The organism is Mycobacterium sp. JS623 (assembly GCF_000328565.1).
GTDB lineage: Bacteria > Actinomycetota > Actinomycetes > Mycobacteriales > Mycobacteriaceae > Mycobacterium.
The window spans coordinates 31,019-52,109 of record NC_019957.1 but is presented as its reverse complement, the minus strand read 5'-3'; the positions used below and the strand labels follow the sequence as shown (position 1 = coordinate 52,109).

Below are 21,091 nucleotides of genomic sequence, written 5' to 3'. Positions count from 1 at the left end.
CCGCCCCTCAGATGAAAAGGTGATCACCATGAGCGACTTCTCCGCCTTCAACGAGGTCGGCGGCTTCCGTGTCAAGCTCTGGCGCGGCGAGTCGACTTGTCTGCTCGGCTTCGACGTCGACGACCCCGAGCCTGACTTCGTCGGCTTCGCCGTCGAATTCCGCGAACCCGGTGCCACCGACTTCGCGCCGCTGAACAACCGTCTCTCGTTCGGTGATCCCAGTGCTGTCAACGGGTTCCGCAACTTTTCGACCCTGCAGGCGCCCCTTCAGACCTACCGCTGGGTGCACTTCCCATGGAACCCGAAGACAGGGATCTACACCTACCGGGTCACCAAGATCCACATGCCCACCGACAACGAACTCAAGACAGGGCTGTCCATCGAACTGCCCATCGAACTAGGGCCGGTGACACTCGACGGCTTCCTCGACATCGGATTCACCCGCAACTTCGCCTCATCACAAGCGTTCGAGGACAAGAAGACACAGTACGGCTTCGGCGACGACATCATCCCCGCCGACGCCAAGGAGGGACTGGAATTCGCCGACCAGAAGGCCGAGATCACCAAGAAGTTCGACATCTACTCCTGGCTGGGGTTCCAAGCGTACCGACTGCTGTTCGACTTTCTGGACTGGGCGGTCGCCGACCAGACGGTGCGCATCGACGCGATGGCATACGACCTCAACGAACCCGACGTCATCACACGACTGGAAGCCCTCGGCGACCGGCTGCGGATCATCATCGACGACTCCAAAGGCCACGGCGGCGACGGCACCTCCGAAACCAAGTCCGCGACCCGGCTGCAAGCCAGCGCCGGCGAAAACAACGTCCACCGCGGTCATTTCAACAACCTGCAACACAACAAGGTGCTGATCGCCCGGCGCGTCAGCGACGGCACACCGCTGCGGGTGCTCGGCGGGTCCACCAACTTCTCCTTCCGCGGCCTCTACATCCAGGCCAACAACATGTACGTGTTCAACGACCCGGACATCGCCGCACTGTTCGCCGGGATGTTCGACGAGGCGTTCACCGACATGGCCGGCTTCTCGGCCAGTCGGGTCGCCGCGGTGTGGAGCACCGTGAAGAAGACCGGCCAGCCGACGGTCAAGGTGTGCTTCTCTCCGCACCAATCCTCGGATCTGTCCCTCACTCCGGTCGGCGGAGCGATCGAGCAGGCGACCAGCAGCGTCTTCTATTCCTTTGCGTTCATGAACCAGACCAAGTCCGGGCCGGTGCGCAAAGCATTGGACAACCTGATGGAACGACCGGTCTTCAGCTACGGCATCGTCAACGAATCCACCGGCATGAAGATCCAGAAACCCGACGGCACAGTCGGACTCGTCGACTTCGCGTTCCTGTCCGCGCACGCCCCCGAACCGTTCAAATCGGAATGGTCCGGCGGTAAAGGCATCAACATCCACAACAAGTTCGCGGTCATCGACTTCGACCAACCCGGCGCCAAGGTGTACACCGGGTCAAGCAATTTCGCGCCGTCCGGAGAACTGGGCAACGGCGATCACCTGATATCGATCGAAGACCAGCGCGTCGCGGTGGCCTACGCGATCGACGCGCTGTGCATGTTCGATCATCTGGCCTTCCGCGACCGGATGAAGGTCGCCGCGACCCAAACCGATGCCACCGCAAGTGAAAAGAAGGACACGCTGCAACTGCAGAAACCGGTCGCGATCTCAAGCGCCGCCGAGTCGTGGTTCGCCAAGTTCTACGTCAAGGACAGCCAGCGCGAACGCGACCGTCTCACCTTCTCGCGACGGTGACACATCGATATCGTGGGCTGATCGGCGACCCCGCAGGCGTGCGAATCGCTCCAGTCCATCAACCGGGTGTCCTTCGTGACGGCACCGGATCGCCCCCGCACGCGATGCTGCCACCCGCCGACGTGTGTCCTAGTTGTCGTCGAAGCGCACCGGGTCGCCCACTGGGCCCCACTGCTGGTTCGGCCCGCCGTGGCGGCCCCACTGGGTGACCGCGGCACCATCGGCCTTTGACGCGCCGGCCACGTCGAGCACCTTGCCCGAATGCTTCGCCGTGATCACGAAATTGCCGTCACCGACATCGTCGAGCGAGAAACGCTGGTTGTCGCCACCCTTCCAGTCGTACTGGATCAGCGGCGCTCCGTCGTCCATACTCGCTTGCTCGATGTCGAGTACTTTGCCCGAATGCCGGACCACGATCCGGTAATAGCCGTCATCGAGACGTTCGAACGTGAACTGCTGGTTGGGGTGATTGGCGATCTGCGTCCACTGCTCCAGATGTGTACCCGCACTTGTCGATCCGCCCGTGACGTCAAGCACCTTGCCCGAATGAGCGGCCCGCAGGCTGCGCCAGCCTCCGTTGAAAACCGAATCGCTCATGATTCCCTCCCTCTATTCGGACCCTGAAGGTCCATGTCATCAGTCAACGGCGCTCACGACGCGTCGGCTTGAGTAGTCGGCTACTCGACTTCTAGGTGCAGACCGGCAGACGCCGGGACGGATGAGTCGTTCGGCTGTCTGGGTCACCGTTGAATCGGCCGAGATCGCGCGAACCGAAAACAGGTAGTGCTCTACGCGTTCCTCCGGATCGCCCCGCTGCGACGATGACAATGTTCCACGACGAAGGCCGACGCATCGTTCATGCGACCCGCCGGCCACAGGGAGGCGTCATGGTCGACAGCGCAGCCGTCTGGCGAAACACCGTGAGCAAACGCTACGCGCCGACTGAGCGCCGGGAATTCTGCGCCGGCATCGTGCCCGCGCTATATGGCTGATCCGCTACGCCGTGTCACACAGAATGAGACGATGCTGAAATGGCTGCACACACCACCGCCACGTTTGCCCGGCCGCAGGCTAAGAGGATTGAGCGGCTGGGAAAAAAGATCTTCAAGGAATGCATTGCCGGCGACGACTCGCTGCTGACACCCGGCGTTCAGGTCTGGACGCAGGACAACCTGGCCGAGCTTCATCGCCGTGTCATCGACGCATCCGACGCCGCTCGCGGAACCATAAGCGACAGAGCCGATGCCGCCCTGGCGGACGCCTCGAACCAGGTCCGTCAATTGTTCGCTGAAATCTGCATCCTTCATCAACTCCCCCTGAGCAATACCGTTGCTAAGCGGGCCGCCAAGGTTCGCTTGATAAAAGAGATTCTGCGCCCAATCGAGCCTCCGGTGGCGCTGCCCGCCGACATCGACGAAGCGTTTGCCGACGGCATGGTTGATGTCAGTCGATCGGCGGGCAGTCGGCGCTGGGCGCAACTGGGTGTGATCGTCGCGTTCGCGGAGTATTTCAAAGCCCAGGAACTCCGCATTCGCCACCGCGCAGCATCGGATCCGGCAACGCTGCGGCAGCTCATGCTGGCGGCGCCCAGCGACCCCGAGCCGGCGCAGCGCCAGGCCTTGTTGTATCTGCTCAAGCCCGACTACTTCCTGCCCATCGTTGGCCGCCGAAACCGGGCGCGGCTGCGTGACGCATTGGCGGCCGAATACCTGCCCGGCGGCGCGAGCCAGGACTTGGACGCCGACCTGCGCGCGATCGACGACGCGGTCCAAGCCGAAGCGGGCGGCCCGGTCGACTACTACGTCGCGCCGTGGCGGGAGCGCTGGCTGCAGGACGGCTCAGCTCCAACGCCCACCAATGGCGAAGTGGCGCAGAACGGAAACGGGCACGCAGCCGTCGGCGCCGACGCCATCGGCATCGCCGCGGACGCTATGCCTGCCGCCGTGGACGCGCCGCCCGCGCCTCCAACGCCGCCCGCGCCTCCGGCTCCCCGGCGCAAATACCTCCCAATGGTGCCTGGCACCTACCGGCAGAGCAGTGGGTTCCGCCCGCCAGACCGACCCGACCACAACGGCATCGACTTCGCCGCCGATTTGGGTACGCCGATCTACGCGGTATCCGACGGCTTCCTCGCCCACGTTGGAATCAACGACGACCCAACCGGATTCGGGTCCTGGCTGGTGCTGGACGCCCAGGAGCAGTGGCACCTGGACTTCGTGTTCGGCCACATGCCGCCTTCCTCGTTCATCAATCCCGATACCGGCGCGCGGTGGCAGGAAGGCGACCGAGTCCGCGCCGGACAGCAGATCGCCGTCGTCGGCAGTGAAGGTGGCTCCACCGGTCCGCACCTGCACTTCGAAACCTGGAGCCCGCCAGGCCGTTTCGGCGGACAAGTACTCGATCCAGCGCAGTCCTGGCTGCCCGACGCCACCGACCCGCGGCAGGCCGAAGCCGACCGGGCCGCCGCCACATCGGCGCCCGCCACCCCAGTGCCGCCCGCACCGGCGCGGTCCCTGGTGGGTGCCATGCTGGTCGACTACTCCGCCGGGGTACCGTCGGCGACCGCCATTGCGGCACAAGGATTTGTCGGCGCTGTCCGATACGTCTCCGACCGGCGTGCCGACTGGATGGTCGGCAAGCCGCTCACCAAAGCCGAAGCCGACGACCTGCGTTCCCATGGATTGGCCGTGGTGTCGAATTTCCAGTTCGGCAAGCGCGACTGGGACGGCGGCGCCGAGCAGGGCCGCACCGACGCCCAACGCGGCATGCAACTGCACCACGACGCCGGCGGCCCCGACGACGCGGTGATCTATGTTTCGGTCGACGCCGACCCCACCGACGACGAGTGGAACACCAAGGTGGTGCCCTATTTGCAGGCCTGGCAGGAGCGCCTCGGCAAACAGCGGATGGGCATCTACTGCAATGCTCCCTGCATCGACCGCGCCCAACGCGACGGACTGGGATCGTATTTCTGGCAACACAATTGGGGCAGCGCTGGCCGAATCCACCCCGATGCGCACATCCATCAGTTCGAGATCGACCAGCAGTCGGTCGGCGGGATCGGCGTCGACCGCAACCACATCCTCAAAGAGGACTTCGGGCAGTGGGACCGCGGCGCCGCGGCGGGGGCGCCGATCGCACAACCCGGCGCCGACAAGTTCCCGCTGCCGCCCGGCTTCTACTGGGGACCCTTGGATGGACCCGAGGAGTCCTGGTCCAACAGCGCCGGCACCGAACCGCAGTACTCCAAGGACGGTTTGCGGCGCTGGCAGCAGACGCTGGGGCTGCCCGCCACCGGTGTGTTCGACGACGTCACCAAGGCCGCCGGCCTGAAGATCCAGCGGGCGATGGGCTGGTCGCCCAACGGCAGTGTGCACGAGGCCGAGTGGAACGCCGTCATCCGCGACGGCTGGCGGCCGCCTGCCGGCGAACCGTGGCCGCCGGCCCCCGCGCTGAGCACCAAGGACAGCTACGCCCAGGCGATCATCGCCGAAGGCATCCGCCGCCACGTGACACCGCGCGGCATCAAGATCGCGCTATCGACCGCGCTGGTGGAAACCAACATGCGGATCTACGCCAACTCGAAAGACCAAGCCAGTCTGTTGCTTCCGCACGACGCCGTCGGCAGCGACGGCATGTCGGTGGGCCTGTTCCAACAGCAGAACTTCGCCGAGTGGAAATCACTGGAGTGCCGGATGGACGCCGCGTGCTCGGCCGGCACGTTCTACGAGCATCTCGAACAGCTCGACTACAACAACGAAGCGATGTCGCCGGGCAGCTTCGCTCAGGCTGTGCAACGCTCGAAATTCCCCACCAGATACGACGACCGCTTCAGTGAGGCCTCAGCGCTCTACGACCGCCTCGCCGCCACCGTGGACGCCCAACCCGACCCGACGCCGGTCGATGCCAACCGTTATCCGCTGCCGCCGGGCATCTATTGGGGTCCACTGGAGGGGCCCGACGAGTCGTGGTCCAACATCGCCGGCACCGAGCCGCAGTACTCCAAAGACGGCCTGAGGCGTTGGCAGGAATCCGTCGGCATCAAGGGCACCGGCATCTACGACGACGCCACCCGCAACGCCGCGGTGCAGATGCAGCAGCACTTCGGAACCGCCCGGACCGGCACCGTCGGCGCCGACGAGTGGGACGAGGTCATCCTTAAGGGGTGGCACCTGCCTGCCGGCGACGGACAAGCCACACCAACACCGACACAGACGCCCACGCCAACACCCGCGCCCACGCCAACACCGGCGCCGCAGCCCGCCGGCGGGGTGAAATCGCCTGGGGGTTACCCGATCACGCGGGTCGACGGCCCCGGGTTCAACCGGGGTCACGGTGACTATCTGCGGATCTACCTGCACACCACCGAAAGTCAGGACTGGATCACCACCGCCGACAACGTCGCGGCCTATCAGGCGCGACAACAGGACGGCAGCTATCACTACTTGGTCGACGACAGCCACATCATCAACACCGTGGCCACCACCGACACCGCGTGGGGGGTGTTGTCGGACAACGGGGTCAGTGTGCAGATCGCGATGGTGGGCACCTCCGGTGAGATCGAACGCTGGCAGGGCGACAACCCCAACAGCGAGAACCGGCCCAAGAGCCGTGAGCAGTGGCTGGCTCACGACACGATGCTGGACATGGTCGCCTACATGATCGCGATCGTGTCGCGCGACCACAGCATCCCCATCGAGCGGGTGGACATCGACGGTGTGGGCGCCAACCGGCGCGGGGTGTCCAGCCACAACAACTACACCTACGGTTCGGTGAAACTGAAGGGGTTCAAAGACGGAACGCACTGGGACGTGCCCGACACGTTCCCCTACGATGTGGTGCTCGCCGCGGCCAAAGGCTACGAGCGCATCGTCAACGACCCCGACCGGTTCCCGTTGCCCGCAGGTATCTACTGGGGTCCGCTGGACGGCCCGGACGAGTCGTGGTCAAACCAGGGGGGCACTGAACCGCAAGCCTCCATCGACGGCCTGCGCCGCTGGCAGCTCGCCGTCGGCGTGCCGGGCTCCGGCATCTATGACGACGCCACACGGGATGCCGCGCTGCAGATGCAGGCCCAGTTCAATTGGACCCCAACAGGAACCATCGACGGCAACGAGTGGGACCAGGTGATCCGCAAGGGCTGGCACCTGGGCGCCGCGCAACCGAAACCCCAGCCGGTTGCCCAACCACTGCCGGTTGCCCCACCACAGCCGGCTCCCACACCGGTTACTCCTGCTGTCGCCGTGGCTCCGCCGCCCCCGCCACCGCCTCCGCCGCAGCCGGTGCAGCCCCAGCCAACAGTGAAATCGCCTGGCGGATACCCGATCACCTGGGTCGCCGGCCCCGGCTACAACCAGGGCCACAACGAGTACGTGCGTATCTATCTGCACACCACTGAAAATCAGGACTTCGTGAGCACTGCGGAGGCCGTCGCCGCCTACCAGGCCCAGAAACAGGATGGCAGCTACCACTACATCGTCGACGACAACCACATCATCAACACGGTCGCCACGAAGAACACCGCCTGGGGTGTGCTGTCGGACAACGCTTTCACCGTGCAGATCGCCATGGTCGCGACGTCCGGGGAGATCGGGCAGTGGCAGGGTGACAACCCGAATCGCGAAGAGCGGCCCAAGAGCCGTGAGCAGTGGCTGGCTCACGACACGATGCTGGACATGGTCGCCTACATGATCGCGATCGTGTCGCGCGACCACAGCATCCCCATCGAGCGGGTGGACATCGACGGTGTGGGCGCCAACCGGCGCGGGGTGTCCAGCCACAACAACTACACCTACGGTTCGGTGAAACTGAAGGGGTTCAAAGACGGAACGCACTGGGACGTGCCCGACACGTTCCCCTACGACGTGGTGCTCGCCGCGGCCAAAGCCTACCTGGCGACCATCACCGATCCCGACACCTTCCCGCTGCCACAAGGCCACTACTGGGGGCCGCTGGACGGTCCCGAAGAGTCGTGGTCGAACATGTTCGGCAACGAGCCGCAGTCCTCCAAGGACGGCCTGAAACGGTGGCAGCTCGCGCTCGGCATCCCCGGTTCGGCGATCTATGACGACGCCACCAAGGACGCGGCAACTCAGATGCAACATGCGATGGGGTGGCCGCAGACCGGCACGGTCGGTGAAGCCGAATGGAACGAGGTCATCAAGCGGGCCTGGCGGCTGCCGCCACCGACGCCGCCTGCACCGATCCCGGCGATCGATCCGGGGCCGGCAGTCGGGTCGTCGAAGAAGATCAAAGACGCCACCGGACCCGGCCTGACCGACCAGTTCGGCATGGCCGCAACCGATCTCGGCGTGATGACCCGAACCCCGTCCGGACGGATCCTGGCGGTGTTCGGCGACACGTTCCGCGGTCCGCGTGTCGGCGACGGCGACTGGCGAGCACCCGTGGGGTTGTTCAGCGACACCAAGAAACTCGACGACGGCATCGTGTGGAGCGAGGCATCAGGCGGCGTGGCCGGCTACGCCGCGCAGCTGTGGCCATACCCACACGACAACCCGGTGTTCTCCACCGTGTTGCCCTCAGACGTGATCACCGTCGGCGACACCATCTATCTGCACGCCATGGTCAACGAAGGCCTGGGCAACGTGGTGTGGACGGAGATCTGGAAGTCCACCGACGACGGCCACACCTGGCAACACAGCGGCGCGAAATTCGACGCCGGACTGCACAACGGCCTGGCCCAGATGTGGACCTGGGATCTCTGCGAGGACGGCTGGGTTTACATCCTGTCCACCGGCTTCCAACGCGACAAGCCGCTCATCCTGCGCCGCGTACAACCCACCGGGATCACCGATCCGAGCGCCTACCAAACGTGGGGTGTCACCGACGGCGTCGGCGGCTGGGGCAATGCGCCGACCCCCGTGCTGCAAGGCGCCGGCCAAGACGACAAGTTCGGCGAACTATGCCTGCGACGCATCGACAATCAATGGGTGCTGGTCGACTTCGACTCATCCGACGCCGGCGGCTACGACATCGATGTGCGTGTCTTCACCGACATCACCGGCAATCTCAACGACGCGCACATCAGTACCCCGATCCGGGGCGTTGGTTGGGGCCAAGAAGGCGACGACGCGGTAGCCCAGCTCTACGGGCCGTCCATCGTGCCGGGCTCAACACTCAACGGCGGTTTCCACATCCTGTTGAGCCAGTGGAAGACCGACGGGCCCGACAAAGGCTGGCCGTATCGGGCCATGCAGTTCAAGATCCCGGTGACCTGCGATGCGGGATTCCGCGACGACGGCGCGGTCAACCCGCACGGCGGGCGGTAGCCAAGGCGGTGCGAACGTCCCCAACCCATACGAGAGGTGACCTCTGATGGCCGGCGCTGAAGTTCACCTACTCGATGTCGGCACCGGTGCCTACGGCGATTGCGTTGTGCTGCAGTTCAACAGCAGCCGCAAAACCCGCCACGTGCTGATCGACGGTGGCCACTCCGACGACAAGGAGCTGCTCCTCGAGCAGTTCGCCGACATCATCGGCGGCACAGCACCGTTCACGTTCGACCTCGTCATGATCAGCCACGCGCACGGCGACCATATCGGCGCGATGCCCGAGCTGATCACCGAGGGACATATCGTGGCCGAGCATGCGCTGCTACCCGATGTCGCGATGGCGTTTGGCTCCACCGCCACCGACGCGCTACCCGATGCCATCGCCGGCGCCGTTGCGCTGATGCGCGAAGAGCCGCCCGATGACGACGAAGTCGCCGTCACCGGCCTGGACGCGCTCGCCGTCGACGCCGCCGCGCTGCTGCCCCGCTACAACAACATGATCAGCAAACTGACCGACGACGGAACCAACGTCGTGCATTTCGGTGACCGCAACGGCACGGCCGCGCTCGCGCAGCTCTCAGATACGCTGGCCGACATCGGATTCGAGGTTCTGGGCCCTGCGCAACAAGCCCTCGATCGCACCGCCAAGCTGCTCTCGGGAACGCAGGCCGACCTGATGGACAGCGCCCAGAAGCTGCGCACCGATGCGGTGGACGCCGCGGTGAAACTCGACAGCGCCGACGTCTACGCCGATCTGGACACCGACGCCGCCACCCGGCTCGGTCACCTGGTCAACGCACAGTCGATCGTCTGTGTATTCACCCTACCGTCGCGCAGCCGCACCAAGCGGCGGATCCTGCTCGGCGGCGACTTCCAATTCGCCAACCCGCAGACCAGCGACGCGATCATCAAGGCTGAACGTGCCCGGCTGCTGGGCGAGATCGGCGCCCGGGCGCCGTATGCATTCGCCAAGCTGTCCCATCACGGCTCGACCAACGCCGTCGATGAGGCTTTTCTCACCGCGATCGGCGGCACCGAGGTTGTCGGAATCTGCTGCGGCAGAGGTCATCCTAATCATCCCGCCAAGGACACCCTTGACCTGCTGGCCGGCCACTCGAAGGCGACGTCGTGGGTGCGCACCGACCGGTCCGGACATGTCACGTTGACCATCGACGCCAACGGCACATCGATAAAGCCGCGCGACGCAAAGGATCTCAGCGAGCTCAACCGACCCGACGCCGCGCCCACACCGACGATCACCACACCCGCTGCCGCTCCTGCGGCGGCCAGTGCCGTGCCCCCTGTCGCCTCGACACCCGCGACACCCGCGGCGACCCTACCCAAACCCGCGCCGATCTCGGCGATCACCATGGTCCGTGACCGCGACGTATTTCAGTGCGAGATCCCCGCCCGGGCGACGGCGATGACGATCCAGTTCGACCTCGCGGCGACCGACGGCACAGCCGGCGGCGGCGACCAGGGTCAAACCGCCGGCGCGGATGCCTCGTCGTCGGGCGGCCCCGCGCCCAATCCGTCGCCGCGCCGCAGCCAGTTCCAGATCGGCGGCGGCCGAGAACTGCCCAAGCTGTTGTTTTTGACCGACACCAAGCGCCTGGCCGACAACCTCGATGGGACAGCGGTCGGCATCATCGTCGACGCGATCAACGACGGCGGCCACCGGTTGTGCGACCTGGCGACAACCAACTACGACCCCGGATCCGGTGACGGCATCGACGACGCCGTGGGCGACGCCCTGGACAAGGACCCCGACGTCAAGCAGGTCGTCATTGTCGGTAGTTACGACGTCGTTCCCGCTCAACAGGTCGACTGCGTCGCCAAGGAAACCCCCGCCGACATCGCACAAGAATTGCGCGCCAACGAATCTGACGGGCTGGTGGTCTGGTCGGATGACCCCTATGTCGACATCGACAACGCCGGGCTGGCAGATATTCCGATTTCGCGGATCCCAGATGGCCACAACGGCAAGTTCACACTGAATCAACTGCAGGCCGAACCGATTACCGGTGAGCGGCGCCACGGCATCCGCAACGCCAAGCGCGCCTTCATCGAAGAGATCTATAACACCTTGCCGGGCCAAAGCGCGCTGCTGGTGAGCTCGCCCATCCTGTCGGCCAACGTACGGCCAGAGCAGCTGCAGACCTCACTGGTGTATTACATGCTGCACGGTATGGCGAAGTCGGCGACCAGCTTCTGGGGCGAGACCAACGAGGGCGAGTTCGTCGAGGCGGTCAACATCGCGCAGATGCCGAAGTCCGGCGTCGACATCGCCGTGCTCGGATGCTGCTGGGGTGCGCTGCCGGCCTCGAGCACCGCGTTCGACTGGAAACCGGGTCAACCTATCGCCGGACGGCTGCAGAATCAGTCGATCGCGCTGACCTTGCTCGCCGCGGGCGCGCGAGGAGTCATCGGCTGCACGGGAGCCCACTATTCACCCACCACACCGCCCTATGACAGCGGGGCCGGCCCATTGCATAAGGCGCTGTGGAAGCACCTGCTGGACGGCGCCGGCCCGGCCGAGGCCCTCTATAAAGCCAAGTACGACTTCGCCTCCAAGATCGCCGCCCTGACCAGCCCCGACGAGCTGGCCATCGCCAACAAGTCGCTCAACCAGTTCACCTGCCTGGGGCTCGGCTGCTGAGCGCACACTCCGGCATCGGCTGGCCGGCGATGGCTAGACTCGAGTGTGAAGGAGGCGACGTATGGCGCGATTGAGCGACGAAGAGCTAAACGAGCTGCTGGTTCGCAACAACCCGGACCAAAGGGTGGACCAATCGCTGCCACCGCAGCCCAAGCAGGCTCCCCCGACCGCCCGCACCACTGCCGACCGGGCGAAACTCGCCGAAAAGGTCCGCCAAAACCGTGGCATCGCGTCCGACGCCCCGGCACCTGAGCCCGAAGAGCTCCACGACGACGAGGCGCAGATCACCACGCTGACCGTCACGGGCCCCGATGGGACGCCGCGGCGCAAGGGCGCGATCGTCGATACACACACCGGCAAGATCATCGCCGAGCAGGGCTAACGGCGCAGTCGTCAGTTGGGCTCGGCGGTTGCGTCCGGTTTGGCAAGCCCAGCGCTATTGCCTGCCTTAACGCCGCGTGCCACGGCAACGGCAGTCTCACCATCGGCGGCGGGATCACAACGCCTATCGTCGGTGCCACCGCGGTCTCAACGGCTACATCCAAGGGTGAAGCGATGCACTTAGCTGCAGTTCCATCGCGTGCGATTGTCGGCGGCCGCGACGAGGGGTCGCCGGAACGGTAATCGCACTCGGCGGCGACATCTTGCACGATCACAGGCGCGCATCAGCGACGTGCGGTGATCACCACGTCGCCTGGGTCGGGGATCCCGAAAAGCCATGCTGGGCAACCTCTACCGGCGGTGCGCACGACCTCTCGCATTAGCGTTGATGACCTCACATGGCGCGAATCCTGTCGCTAGCGTTCGTGTCGGTCGAACGTGCGACACGGCGCCCAGGGCACACCCAGAGAGTGAGATCGGATCATCCGTCTGTTTGCTGAAACGCCTGCACGGCCGCACTGAGGCGCTAATATCACCGTGCTCGGGGTCTTTCCTGCTAGTGGCAGCTGCGCACCAGCCGTCAGGCCCCGGCCCCAGCTTCTTGACCGGAAGGCCGGGCCCGCGGCGTGCCGGCCTGCGCGACGACTTGCGGGTGACATAGCCGTTGCCCCCAGGGCTTTAAGCGCCTACCGGAAGGGCGAGCACATCCCGGACCGGCTCTGCGCCAGCCCCCCACCCCCAGTCGCGCCGCCAAGCCGGCTCAGCCTCGCAGGCGAGAGTCCCTGTGCCACAGGGGCATCGGCGTCATCCAGCGGTGAGTGGATTCAGTCCAATCACGTGGTGACGCAGTGACAGGATCACTCGGTTCCACACGCCACGCTGACGCCTCTGCGCACGCTTCGCCCGTAGAAGGCCGCAGCAGCGATCGGCGTCGCAATTGCTCACGTCGCGTGCAGGGTAAACGGCAGCTGACGAACCGACGGATTCACGTTTGACCTGCTCGCCGTCGCGGTGTGGCTTGGGGGGTCTAGGCCGTAGAGGCTGTGTGGGCAGGCAAGCCGCTGCGATGAACCGAATGTTCCGGCAACGGTAATCGCCATCGCACGAGGAGGATTCATTGTATGAGTGACGGCGACGGCACTTCAGCTGAAGCGGCGTTCTACATGAAGCCCGTAGATGTCATCGAGGGATTGGCCCGTCAATTCGTCAGCGACCAGCGCAGGCTTGCCGAGATGCGACAGACGTTCGAGTCGCTGCCAGCCAGCACGCCCGACGACGCCGTGGCGCAGGCCCGCGAAATCGTCGACGAAACGGTGTCCGACTGGAATAACAAGTATCTGCCGAACCTAGCGGCCAGTTTCCGGCTAGCTCTGGAGGTGTTGGACACGTATGGACCTGACGGCGTCAGCGTAGAGGATGCGACCGAAGCCGCAATATGGAACAACAAGTACTTCGCCATCGCTCCGTGAGTTCGGCGGCGTGGCACCGGCAGACAGCTGATCAGCCAGCCGGCCGGTCTTGACCGTCGACATATGGCGCTGAGGAGAGCGCTGTGGATGGATACGAGTTCGCGAACAAATTCGAGAACGGCCGTGGCCGCCCAGCACCGACGTGCACGCATTGCAGCTTGCCGCCAGGGTCAGCATTGGCGCCGCGATGGCGGGCGTGCGTCGACCGGTGTCAAGGTGATCGGCGCGGTGGCCGCAGTGCTTGGCTTACTCTATTCGGCCGATTGCTTCTCATCGGCGGGATTGCGTTCTGAAATAGCAGCCGCCGTCAGGTATAACGACGGGTGGTAACGACATGACGCCCGTAATCAAACTGATGGTGCCAGCGAACGCGCACACCCCGCTGAGGGAGCTCATCGTCGGTCTGGATACCGTCGCGGGCTTGGCGATTCCGTATGCGCACATGCCACGCCGCACAATTAGGGCGTTCGCGGGAGAGTTCGCATGCTGGTCAGACATCTCCGGGCAAACGGTGAATTCTCTGCTCAGCCGGCCCGCGGCGGGCGCGGCCACGGTCCGCGCCGTGCTGACGGCGGCCCGGGACGCCGTGGCGAAGCAACAGTCGGTCGCGACGATCGAGCCCGTGGGGGCGCCCGCCGCGGTGCAGCGCCTTTTCGATGAGCTCGACGAGCGGGACCGGGTGATGGTGGCGTCTCGGCTGTGGGCGCAGCCGCCGCTACCGCAAGTCATGGTCGCGCAGCGTCTGGGTGTCACCAAAGCCTGGGTGAACCGACACCACCCTCGATCAATGGCCAGGTTCGCCGAGTTACTCGCTGATCCGGCCCACCAGGAGGTCACCGCGCTGGCCGCCGGAGTTAGCCGCCGGCTCGGCCCGTACGTGCCCGGCGATGTCGTCGACGCCGAGTTGCGTCGCCTCGACCTTGATCCGCCCAGCGAGTCCGCCAGGGCGCTGCTGCATCTGGCGGGTCCGTATGTGCACCGCGACGGCTGGTTTGAGAACACCGCAACCGGTGGAGCCCAACAGGTTTCGGTCGCCGTCGACGCGGTTTTCGACCGCGATCCCGCACCGTCGACCGAATCACTCCTGCACGCGCTGATCGTGGAAGGGATGCCACTCGACGTCGCCGCCACCTACATTCGTTCGCGCACCGACTGGCGCTGCTTCGGTGATGAGGTGTGGGTGCGGTGGGGCGAGTCCGCCGCCAGCAAGGCCGAGGCAATCTTGCACGTTCGTGGTGCGCCCGCGACCCCCGAGGAGATCTTCGCCGCGATCGACGCCGGTCCCACAACATTGAAAGCTATTCGGGAAGCGTTGTACGCCGACAAACGGTTCGTCCGTGCCAGTCGTGCAACCTGGGGTCTGCGCATCTGGGAAATCGATGCCTACGCCGGAATTTCGGAGGCACTGAGGGCCCGCATCGACGCCGCCGGCGGGACAATGGGGATCGAGGATCTGGTCGAAGACATGCTGTCGCACTTCCCCGACGTGGCCGAAGGATCCATCAGAACTCAGCTCACCGGCAGCCTTGCCTTCATCACCGACGGCACCACGGTTCGACGCCGAACCGCCGCCGATGCACTGCCTGCGATCCCCCCGCTTCATTCGGTACGTGGGGCTTTTCGCAACGGCGACAACGAAATACGGTTGGCGATGACCGTCAACGCCGACGTGCTCAGAGGGTCGGGACAACCGATCCATCCCGCAGTGGCTTACGCGCTGGGTGTTAGCCCGGGGCAGCGCCGCCAGTACACCACGCCGCACGGCCCAGTCCCGGTGATCTGGCGGCTGTCGTCAACCAACGGGCCCAGCATCGGCTCAATCCGCGCACCGGTCAATGCGCTCGGCGCTGAGATTGCCGACACCCTTGTTCTGGTCTTCACGCTCGACGACACCTCACTGAACGTGCTGCGGATCGATCCCGAAGGTTCCGGGGTTGCGCGGCTACGACAGCTAGTCGGTCACACCGTGCGCAACCCCGGCTCGGCGCTGGCCGCGAGTCTGGGCTGCCGGCGCGCAGATGTGGCCGCGGTGTTGCGCGAGCGTGGTGACGATGACCTCGCCGCTCTCGCCGAGAGCTGAATCGCGTCGGGGCGGCTGCGGCGGCTATCGCGGGTATTGAGGTGGCGTCTGTGCAGGAATTTTTCGCCAAAACTCACCGCAACAACCGCCCGGGCCCAACGGTGCGGCGAAGCCGGTCAACGATGCGCTGGCGTGCGAGATCCTCAGTCTGACAGCGTCTTTGGACGAGCGACTCGCGCACGCGGCGCCGCCCGGTATGCGGGGCACCTCGCCGACGGCGTGACCTAGGGGTCACCTTGGTGCGCCGGTCAGTGTTGTGCGAGTTGGGCGATCAACGATTCCAGCGCTGCCATATCACCGGGCGACACATGGCGGTCGGCTTCGGCGTCGGCGACGGTTTGGGCGTCGACGCCGGCTGCATTGGCGGTTTCCTCAACGGTGAGCGCAGCGCGATGACGCGCGGCGTAGAGCCGGTGGCTCAACGGGGCGCCCAGAGCGCCCGCCGCACGGACGATCAGATCGTTGTAGGTACGCCGGATATCGCTGAGCAGCAACGCGATCCCCGGTCCTTTCGAGCCTGCCGCAGCCTCGTGCGCGGTGGCTTGCACTTGGCGTAGCTTGGTGAGCAGTTCGGCGGCCTGGGGGCCGAACGCGGGCGCGCTCTCCGAGGGCAGCGCCGAAACCCGCCCCTTGATGTCGTCGAGGTGCAACCTGATCGCGTCAAGGAACACCGAGACCCGCACACTGTCAGTGAGCACTTCGGTGGCCGTCTCCGCCGATTCTGTCGGGATGGGTCCGCCACGGCGGATACGGGCAAGGGTCCCGGCCGGCCAGCCAACAGCCTGTTCCAGTTTGGCCAGAGTGTTGTTGCGGGGCCAGCTGCGTCCCTTCTCAAAGGCGACCAGATTGCTTTGTCCGATGACATTGTCGTCGGACAACTTTCGCTGCGAGAAGCCCATTTCCTCGCGGCGCACGGCGAATGCACGACCGGCCCGCGCGATTCCAGGATCATTGGGGTTGCGCCGTTGATGGCTGAAAGTCACCGGGATGCCGTTGGCGTCGCCGAGGTGAACGGTCAGGCCGTCAGTGACCCACCGCGCGGTGATCAGCGCACCGTCGAGGTAGGTCCCGTTGGTGCTGCCGTCATCCCGCAACGCCCAATGCGCGCCATTGGACTCGACGCGTAGATGCCTCTCCGACACTCGTGGGTCCTGGATGCGGATGGTCGCCTCCGACCCACGCCCCACGGTGATCGGCGCATCGACGACGTCAACTGTGTAGGGCGCGGTGTCCCCCACCGTGATCGACAATGCCGGCGCCTCGATTTGGCGGTGTCCGTTGACGGTTGGACCGGTGGATGCGTGGGTCATCGCGCTCCGCTTCTCTGTGTCCGCATGCTGCTGTAATGCTATCGCTTCAAAGGGCGCGCAGGTGCCGCTAATGATAGCAACGTGTACCCTCGACGAGGAAGCGGAATCGAAACTCGCTCGACGTTTGCGGCGGGTATCGATTTCACCACGACGTTCATATCCTCCTCCTAACGCTTGTAATGAGGTCAACGCGTTTTGCGGCTCTTGGTGCTGTCAGTACGCTGTGCGATCGAACGATGACGGCTCGCCTTTGTTCGCTTTCGTTTATGGTGTGTCTAACGACAGCATGTCAATAGCATTAATTATCGGAACGGGAAGGGCCGCAACGACGGCAGCGCACCCCCTCAGGCTCCTGGGCTCTCGCGTGAATCTGCCCTCGCCCTGTGTGGCCGATCCCGATCGTCGGCACGAAAGCCGTGCGGACCACGCTCCCCCGCCGCTGCCATGCACATACCCGTTCACGTCGGTTATGTGACGCGCTGGCGGGGCGTGGCGGCTGCTACGGCGCCGCGAGCTGGCTGACCATGTGGTCGTCGAGGTATCTCGTGGCGAGGTAGCTCCCGGGTTCATCCGTCAGCGCGGCGACGGCGTTGGGGTCGTCGACGATCACCATGTGGCCGGAGTAGCTGGCGAGGGGTTTGGGTAGGCCCGCGTACCCACCCTGGCCGGCTGCAGAGTCGGTGCGGATGACCAGCAGTGTGTCAGTTTGGATTTGGTAGATCTGGTTGAGGTCGGCGATGGGCTGGGTGCTACCGGCTGCGCCGGGGTTGCGGACGAGGGCGGTGTTGTAGCGGAACCCCAACGATTCGAGGTAGTCGGCAGCGAAGGACGGGGTGAGTACTTCGGAGACGCCGGTGTCGGAAACCGTGACTGCCTCAACGGATTTGCCGCTGAAGCTAGAGTTCCGGTTGCTCAGGTCGCCTTGCCGTGAGCGCACCGAGTTGAGCAGCTCTTCTGCTTTGGGTTGGCGGCCCAGGATGCGGCCTATCCAGGTGAGCTGGTTTTGCCAGGTCCAGCCGTCAGTGGCGTGTTCTATTGGGCGGGTGACGGTTTTGGCGATCGCGGCGAGCTTGCCGTAGGTGTCGTCGGTCAGTCCGCCGGTGGCGATGATGAGATCGGGTTTGGCCGCAGCCACCGCAGCGGTGTCGATCACCGAGAGCACCGTGGGGTTGCCGGTGACCGCTGACTTCTGCCAGCTGGGGAGTTGCCCGCTAGGGGCGGTGAGCGCGACGGGTTGCACGCCGAGGGACAGCACCGCATCAGCATCACCGGGTCCCAGAGCGGCGACCCGCGCCGGCGTTGCGGTGATCTCGGTGTTGCCATGGACGTGGGTGAAGGTTTGCGCCCGGTAAGTCGGCTGGTCCGGGCCAGCCAGCCACAGGACCGCTGCCCCGGCGGCCGCGGTGACGATGACCATCAAGACAGCGGCGATGATCACCGTGCGGCGCCGCAGCCGACGGGGTTTCGTGGGCGGCGGCGTGAAGGTGGGCGGGCTGAACGGTGCAGGAGCGGGGCTGGGTCGGCTGAAATGCCCACTGGGGTAGGTGATCTGGGCGGTCACCGGGTTCGGGTTAGGGGGCGGCGTGGGTTGCCATGGCTGGGCGCGGGTAGGTGGCTCGGGGGCTGCGGCAAGGGCTTGGGTTGCCGCGTCGGCGAGGTCGCGGGCGGTTTCGTAGCGCTCGTTGGGGTCTTTAGCCATCGCCTTGGCGACGACGGCGTCGATGGCTGCCGGCAGTGTGGGAGCTTTCTCGGTCACTCGTGGTGGCGGCTCGAACAGGTGAGCGGCGGCTAGGCCACCCGGGCCGCCTTCGGCAGAGCGGAAAAACGGTATCTTGCCGGTCAGCAGGTGATACAGCGCGCCGCCCAGTGAGTAGATATCAGAGCGGTGATCGACAGCGGCGGTTGGCTTGAGGCTTTCCGGGGAGGCGTAGGGCAGGCTGGCGATGACATTGCCGGCCTGGGTGAGTCGGGCGGCGCTGGGATTGCGCACGCGGGCAATTCCGAAGTCGGCCAAAAAGATTCGCTCGTCGTCGGAGCTGAGCAGGAAATTGGCGGGCTTGACGTCGCGGTGCAGGATGTGCCGCCGGTGTGCGTAATCCAACGCGGCAGCCACTTCGCCGATGATGCGCACCGCGCGTTGTGGGGTCATCCGGCCGCGCTTGATTTCCTTCTCGGCGTCGCTGCCGTCGACGTACTGCATCGAGATCCATAGCCGCCCATCGGTTTCGCCACGATCGTGCACCGTGACGATGCCGGGGTGCTCGAGGCTGCTGGCAAGCTCGGCTTCGTTGAGGAATCGGCGGCGGATCTCATCGTCGCCGGAAAGTTCCTCCGAGAGCACCTTGATGGCGACGCTGCGCGGCAAGTTGGGGTGACGGGCACGGTAGACGACACCCATGCCGCCGGAACCAACCTTTCGCTCGATGGTGTAGCCGGCGAACACGCTTCCGACCTCTAGCGCCATGGCTGCCTGACCTCGCAGCGCCCCCGCCATGCCAGGCAGTCGGGTGATCGATATAGCGGGGTCATCGGGCCATCAGCAGCGCGTACTGGGCCGCGGTCTTCTGTTGCGCGTCATGCAGTTGGGCGGCTTGGGCTTCGATGGCGTAGCGATCGGCGGTTGCCAGACAGTAAAAGCTGGCGACCTTGCCCTGGGAGATGTCCAGGCAGCGGCTGCTGGGCATCTGTTTGACCGGCGCGGCCGGCATGCCGGTCGCCGACGCTTCGGCGAAGAATCCGTCGGTAATCCGTTGGGCCGCTTGGGCGTCGCGGGCTTCATAGACGGAGGTTGCGGCGTTGGCCATCTGGTTCATATCGGTGTCGTTGAACAGCTTGGAGCTGCGCGTGGGGTCGGTTTGAAGCTGCAGCGATCCGCGTCGTTGGTACACCGCGAGCTGGTTGACGCTGGCCGCGGCGGGGCTGATCGGCACGGTGCGGGCCAATAGCCCGGTCGGGTCGATGGGCAGTTCGGCGAGTTGGGCCGGGTCGGTGGGTGTGAATTGGTCGATCAGCGGCACCTGCAGGTCAAGAGCCGTGGCGATCAGCCTGACTGCGGTGTCCAGGTTGTCGGTGGCCTGGGCTGACATCACCAAGACGAAGGGCCCATGAGCGGTGAACGCCCGTACCTGGGTCCACTGCAATTTCTTGGCGGATTCGGTGAACATCTGACTGAAGCCGGCGGTGTCGGGGTGCCCAGGTATGGGCACTGGTGTTACCGGTGGATTCACGACGGGTTCGACCGCGGCGGCGTCGCTGATTTCTTTGGCGGCGTCGGCTGCTGAGGCTGGGTCGGCGAAGCGAAGGACCGCGTTGTCGAGCTCCTGATGGTCGGTGTCTTCTCGGGCGGTGTAGTACCCGGTGATGAAGTTGTGTCGGGCGGCAGGGGCGGCCAGCGATTCGGGCAGTACGAATTTCACTGCGCCGGCGTTCTTGATGACCAGGGCGCTGTTGGCGTAGCCGCGGATGAGGGTGGGGTCGACTTCCCATGGGCCGGTGACGTAGTTGGCCATTCGTTGGCCTTCGGCGATGGCGCCGAGTTCGGGGGTGCCGGCGGTGCCCAGTGGACGCGGTTTGGTCGGGTAATTGCCGACGTCGAGTAGGGCGACGTCGATCTGCCCGGGGGGTGGGCCGTCGGCTGCCTTGACGGCCTCCCCGGTGATCGCGGTGCTGCACGAGGCCAACAGCATCGCGGTGGCCGCCAGCGCTGCGGGCGCCGTGAGGAGCTGTGCCGATCGGTTGCGTGTCGGTGTGTCACGGACACTGCGCATGTCAGCAACCTACCGCGAGAGGCCAATTAGGAACCGCCGGAAGGTCAGTCGCTGGCGGATCCGCAGGCGATCAAGTTGTCGTCGGCGCACTCATCTCTGGATCGTTTCTGAACCGGCCCATCGTTGAGCGCCGATACGTCACCGTGCTCGGGTGCCTCGTTTTGGCGCCCTTCAGGACGGAAAAGTCTTGTCTGCCGGCGCGTCGGCGAAAGGCAGTGTCGCCTCGGCGTTCCCGCGAGCCAATGATGCCAAATCGCCCCTGTACCGCTCGCATATTCCGTTCTGGCGCCTAAGTCGCTCCGGCCCCAGGTGCTGATGACGAGGCCGGAGCGCAAACTGTCCATCATTGCGGCAGCACC

At 65.3% G+C, this 21,091-nt stretch carries 10 protein-coding genes; 6 read left to right on the top strand and 4 right to left on the bottom strand.

The window, feature by feature from the left end; translation table 11 throughout:
- The first annotated feature begins 28 nt into the window (after window positions 1–28).
- Window positions 29–1,774: a phospholipase D-like domain-containing protein gene (locus MYCSM_RS31580; RefSeq protein WP_015297583.1), complete on the top strand. Its 1,746-nt coding sequence runs from the start codon at window positions 29–31 to the stop codon at window positions 1,772–1,774.
- Between the two features lie 129 nt (window positions 1,775–1,903).
- On the opposite strand, the gene MYCSM_RS31575 is transcribed toward MYCSM_RS31580, so the two are convergent.
- Window positions 1,904–2,371, bottom strand: coding sequence for an RICIN domain-containing protein (locus MYCSM_RS31575; RefSeq protein WP_015297582.1), 468 nt, complete (start codon window positions 2,369–2,371; stop codon window positions 1,904–1,906).
- A 434-nt stretch (window positions 2,372–2,805) separates the two neighbouring features.
- On the opposite strand from MYCSM_RS31575, the gene MYCSM_RS38835 reads away from it, so the two are divergent.
- The 5 genes from MYCSM_RS38835 to MYCSM_RS31540 all read left to right on the top strand — a co-directional run bounded on the left by MYCSM_RS38835 (window position 2,806) and on the right by MYCSM_RS31540 (window position 15,655).
- The gene (locus tag MYCSM_RS38835) at window positions 2,806–9,063 is read left to right on the top strand and encodes a DUF4185 domain-containing protein (protein WP_015297580.1); all 6,258 of its coding nucleotides are present in this window, start codon (window positions 2,806–2,808) and stop codon (window positions 9,061–9,063) included.
- A gap of 46 nt (window positions 9,064–9,109) precedes the next feature.
- Window positions 9,110–11,725: an MBL fold metallo-hydrolase gene (locus MYCSM_RS31555; protein ID WP_015297579.1), complete on the top strand. Its 2,616-nt coding sequence runs from the start codon at window positions 9,110–9,112 to the stop codon at window positions 11,723–11,725.
- Between the two features lie 61 nt (window positions 11,726–11,786).
- Entirely contained in the window at window positions 11,787–12,107 is a 321-nt protein-coding gene (locus tag MYCSM_RS31550; RefSeq protein ID WP_015297578.1) for a hypothetical protein, read from the top strand.
- 1,120 nt (window positions 12,108–13,227) lie between these two features.
- Window positions 13,228–13,575 carry a hypothetical protein gene (locus tag MYCSM_RS31545; protein WP_015297577.1) on the top strand — a complete coding sequence of 116 codons (348 nt, stop codon included), beginning with the start codon at window positions 13,228–13,230 and terminating at the stop codon, window positions 13,573–13,575.
- A gap of 334 nt (window positions 13,576–13,909) precedes the next feature.
- Entirely contained in the window at window positions 13,910–15,655 is a 1,746-nt protein-coding gene (locus MYCSM_RS31540; protein WP_015297576.1) for a hypothetical protein, read from the top strand.
- A gap of 248 nt (window positions 15,656–15,903) precedes the next feature.
- On the opposite strand, the gene MYCSM_RS31535 is transcribed toward MYCSM_RS31540, so the two are convergent.
- The 3 genes from MYCSM_RS31535 to MYCSM_RS31525 all read right to left on the bottom strand — a co-directional run bounded on the left by MYCSM_RS31535 (window position 15,904) and on the right by MYCSM_RS31525 (window position 20,732).
- Window positions 15,904–16,965 carry an FHA domain-containing protein gene (locus MYCSM_RS31535; protein ID WP_015297575.1) on the bottom strand — a complete coding sequence of 354 codons (1,062 nt, stop codon included), beginning with the start codon at window positions 16,963–16,965 and terminating at the stop codon, window positions 15,904–15,906.
- A 499-nt stretch (window positions 16,966–17,464) separates the two neighbouring features.
- The gene (locus tag MYCSM_RS31530; protein ID WP_015297574.1) at window positions 17,465–19,429 is read right to left on the bottom strand and encodes a serine/threonine-protein kinase; all 1,965 of its coding nucleotides are present in this window, start codon (window positions 19,427–19,429) and stop codon (window positions 17,465–17,467) included.
- Window positions 19,430–19,490: 61 nt separating this feature from the next.
- Window positions 19,491–20,732, bottom strand: coding sequence for a DUF7373 family lipoprotein (locus MYCSM_RS31525; RefSeq protein ID WP_015297573.1), 1,242 nt, complete (start codon window positions 20,730–20,732; stop codon window positions 19,491–19,493).
- Window positions 20,733–21,091: the final 359 nt, after the last annotated feature.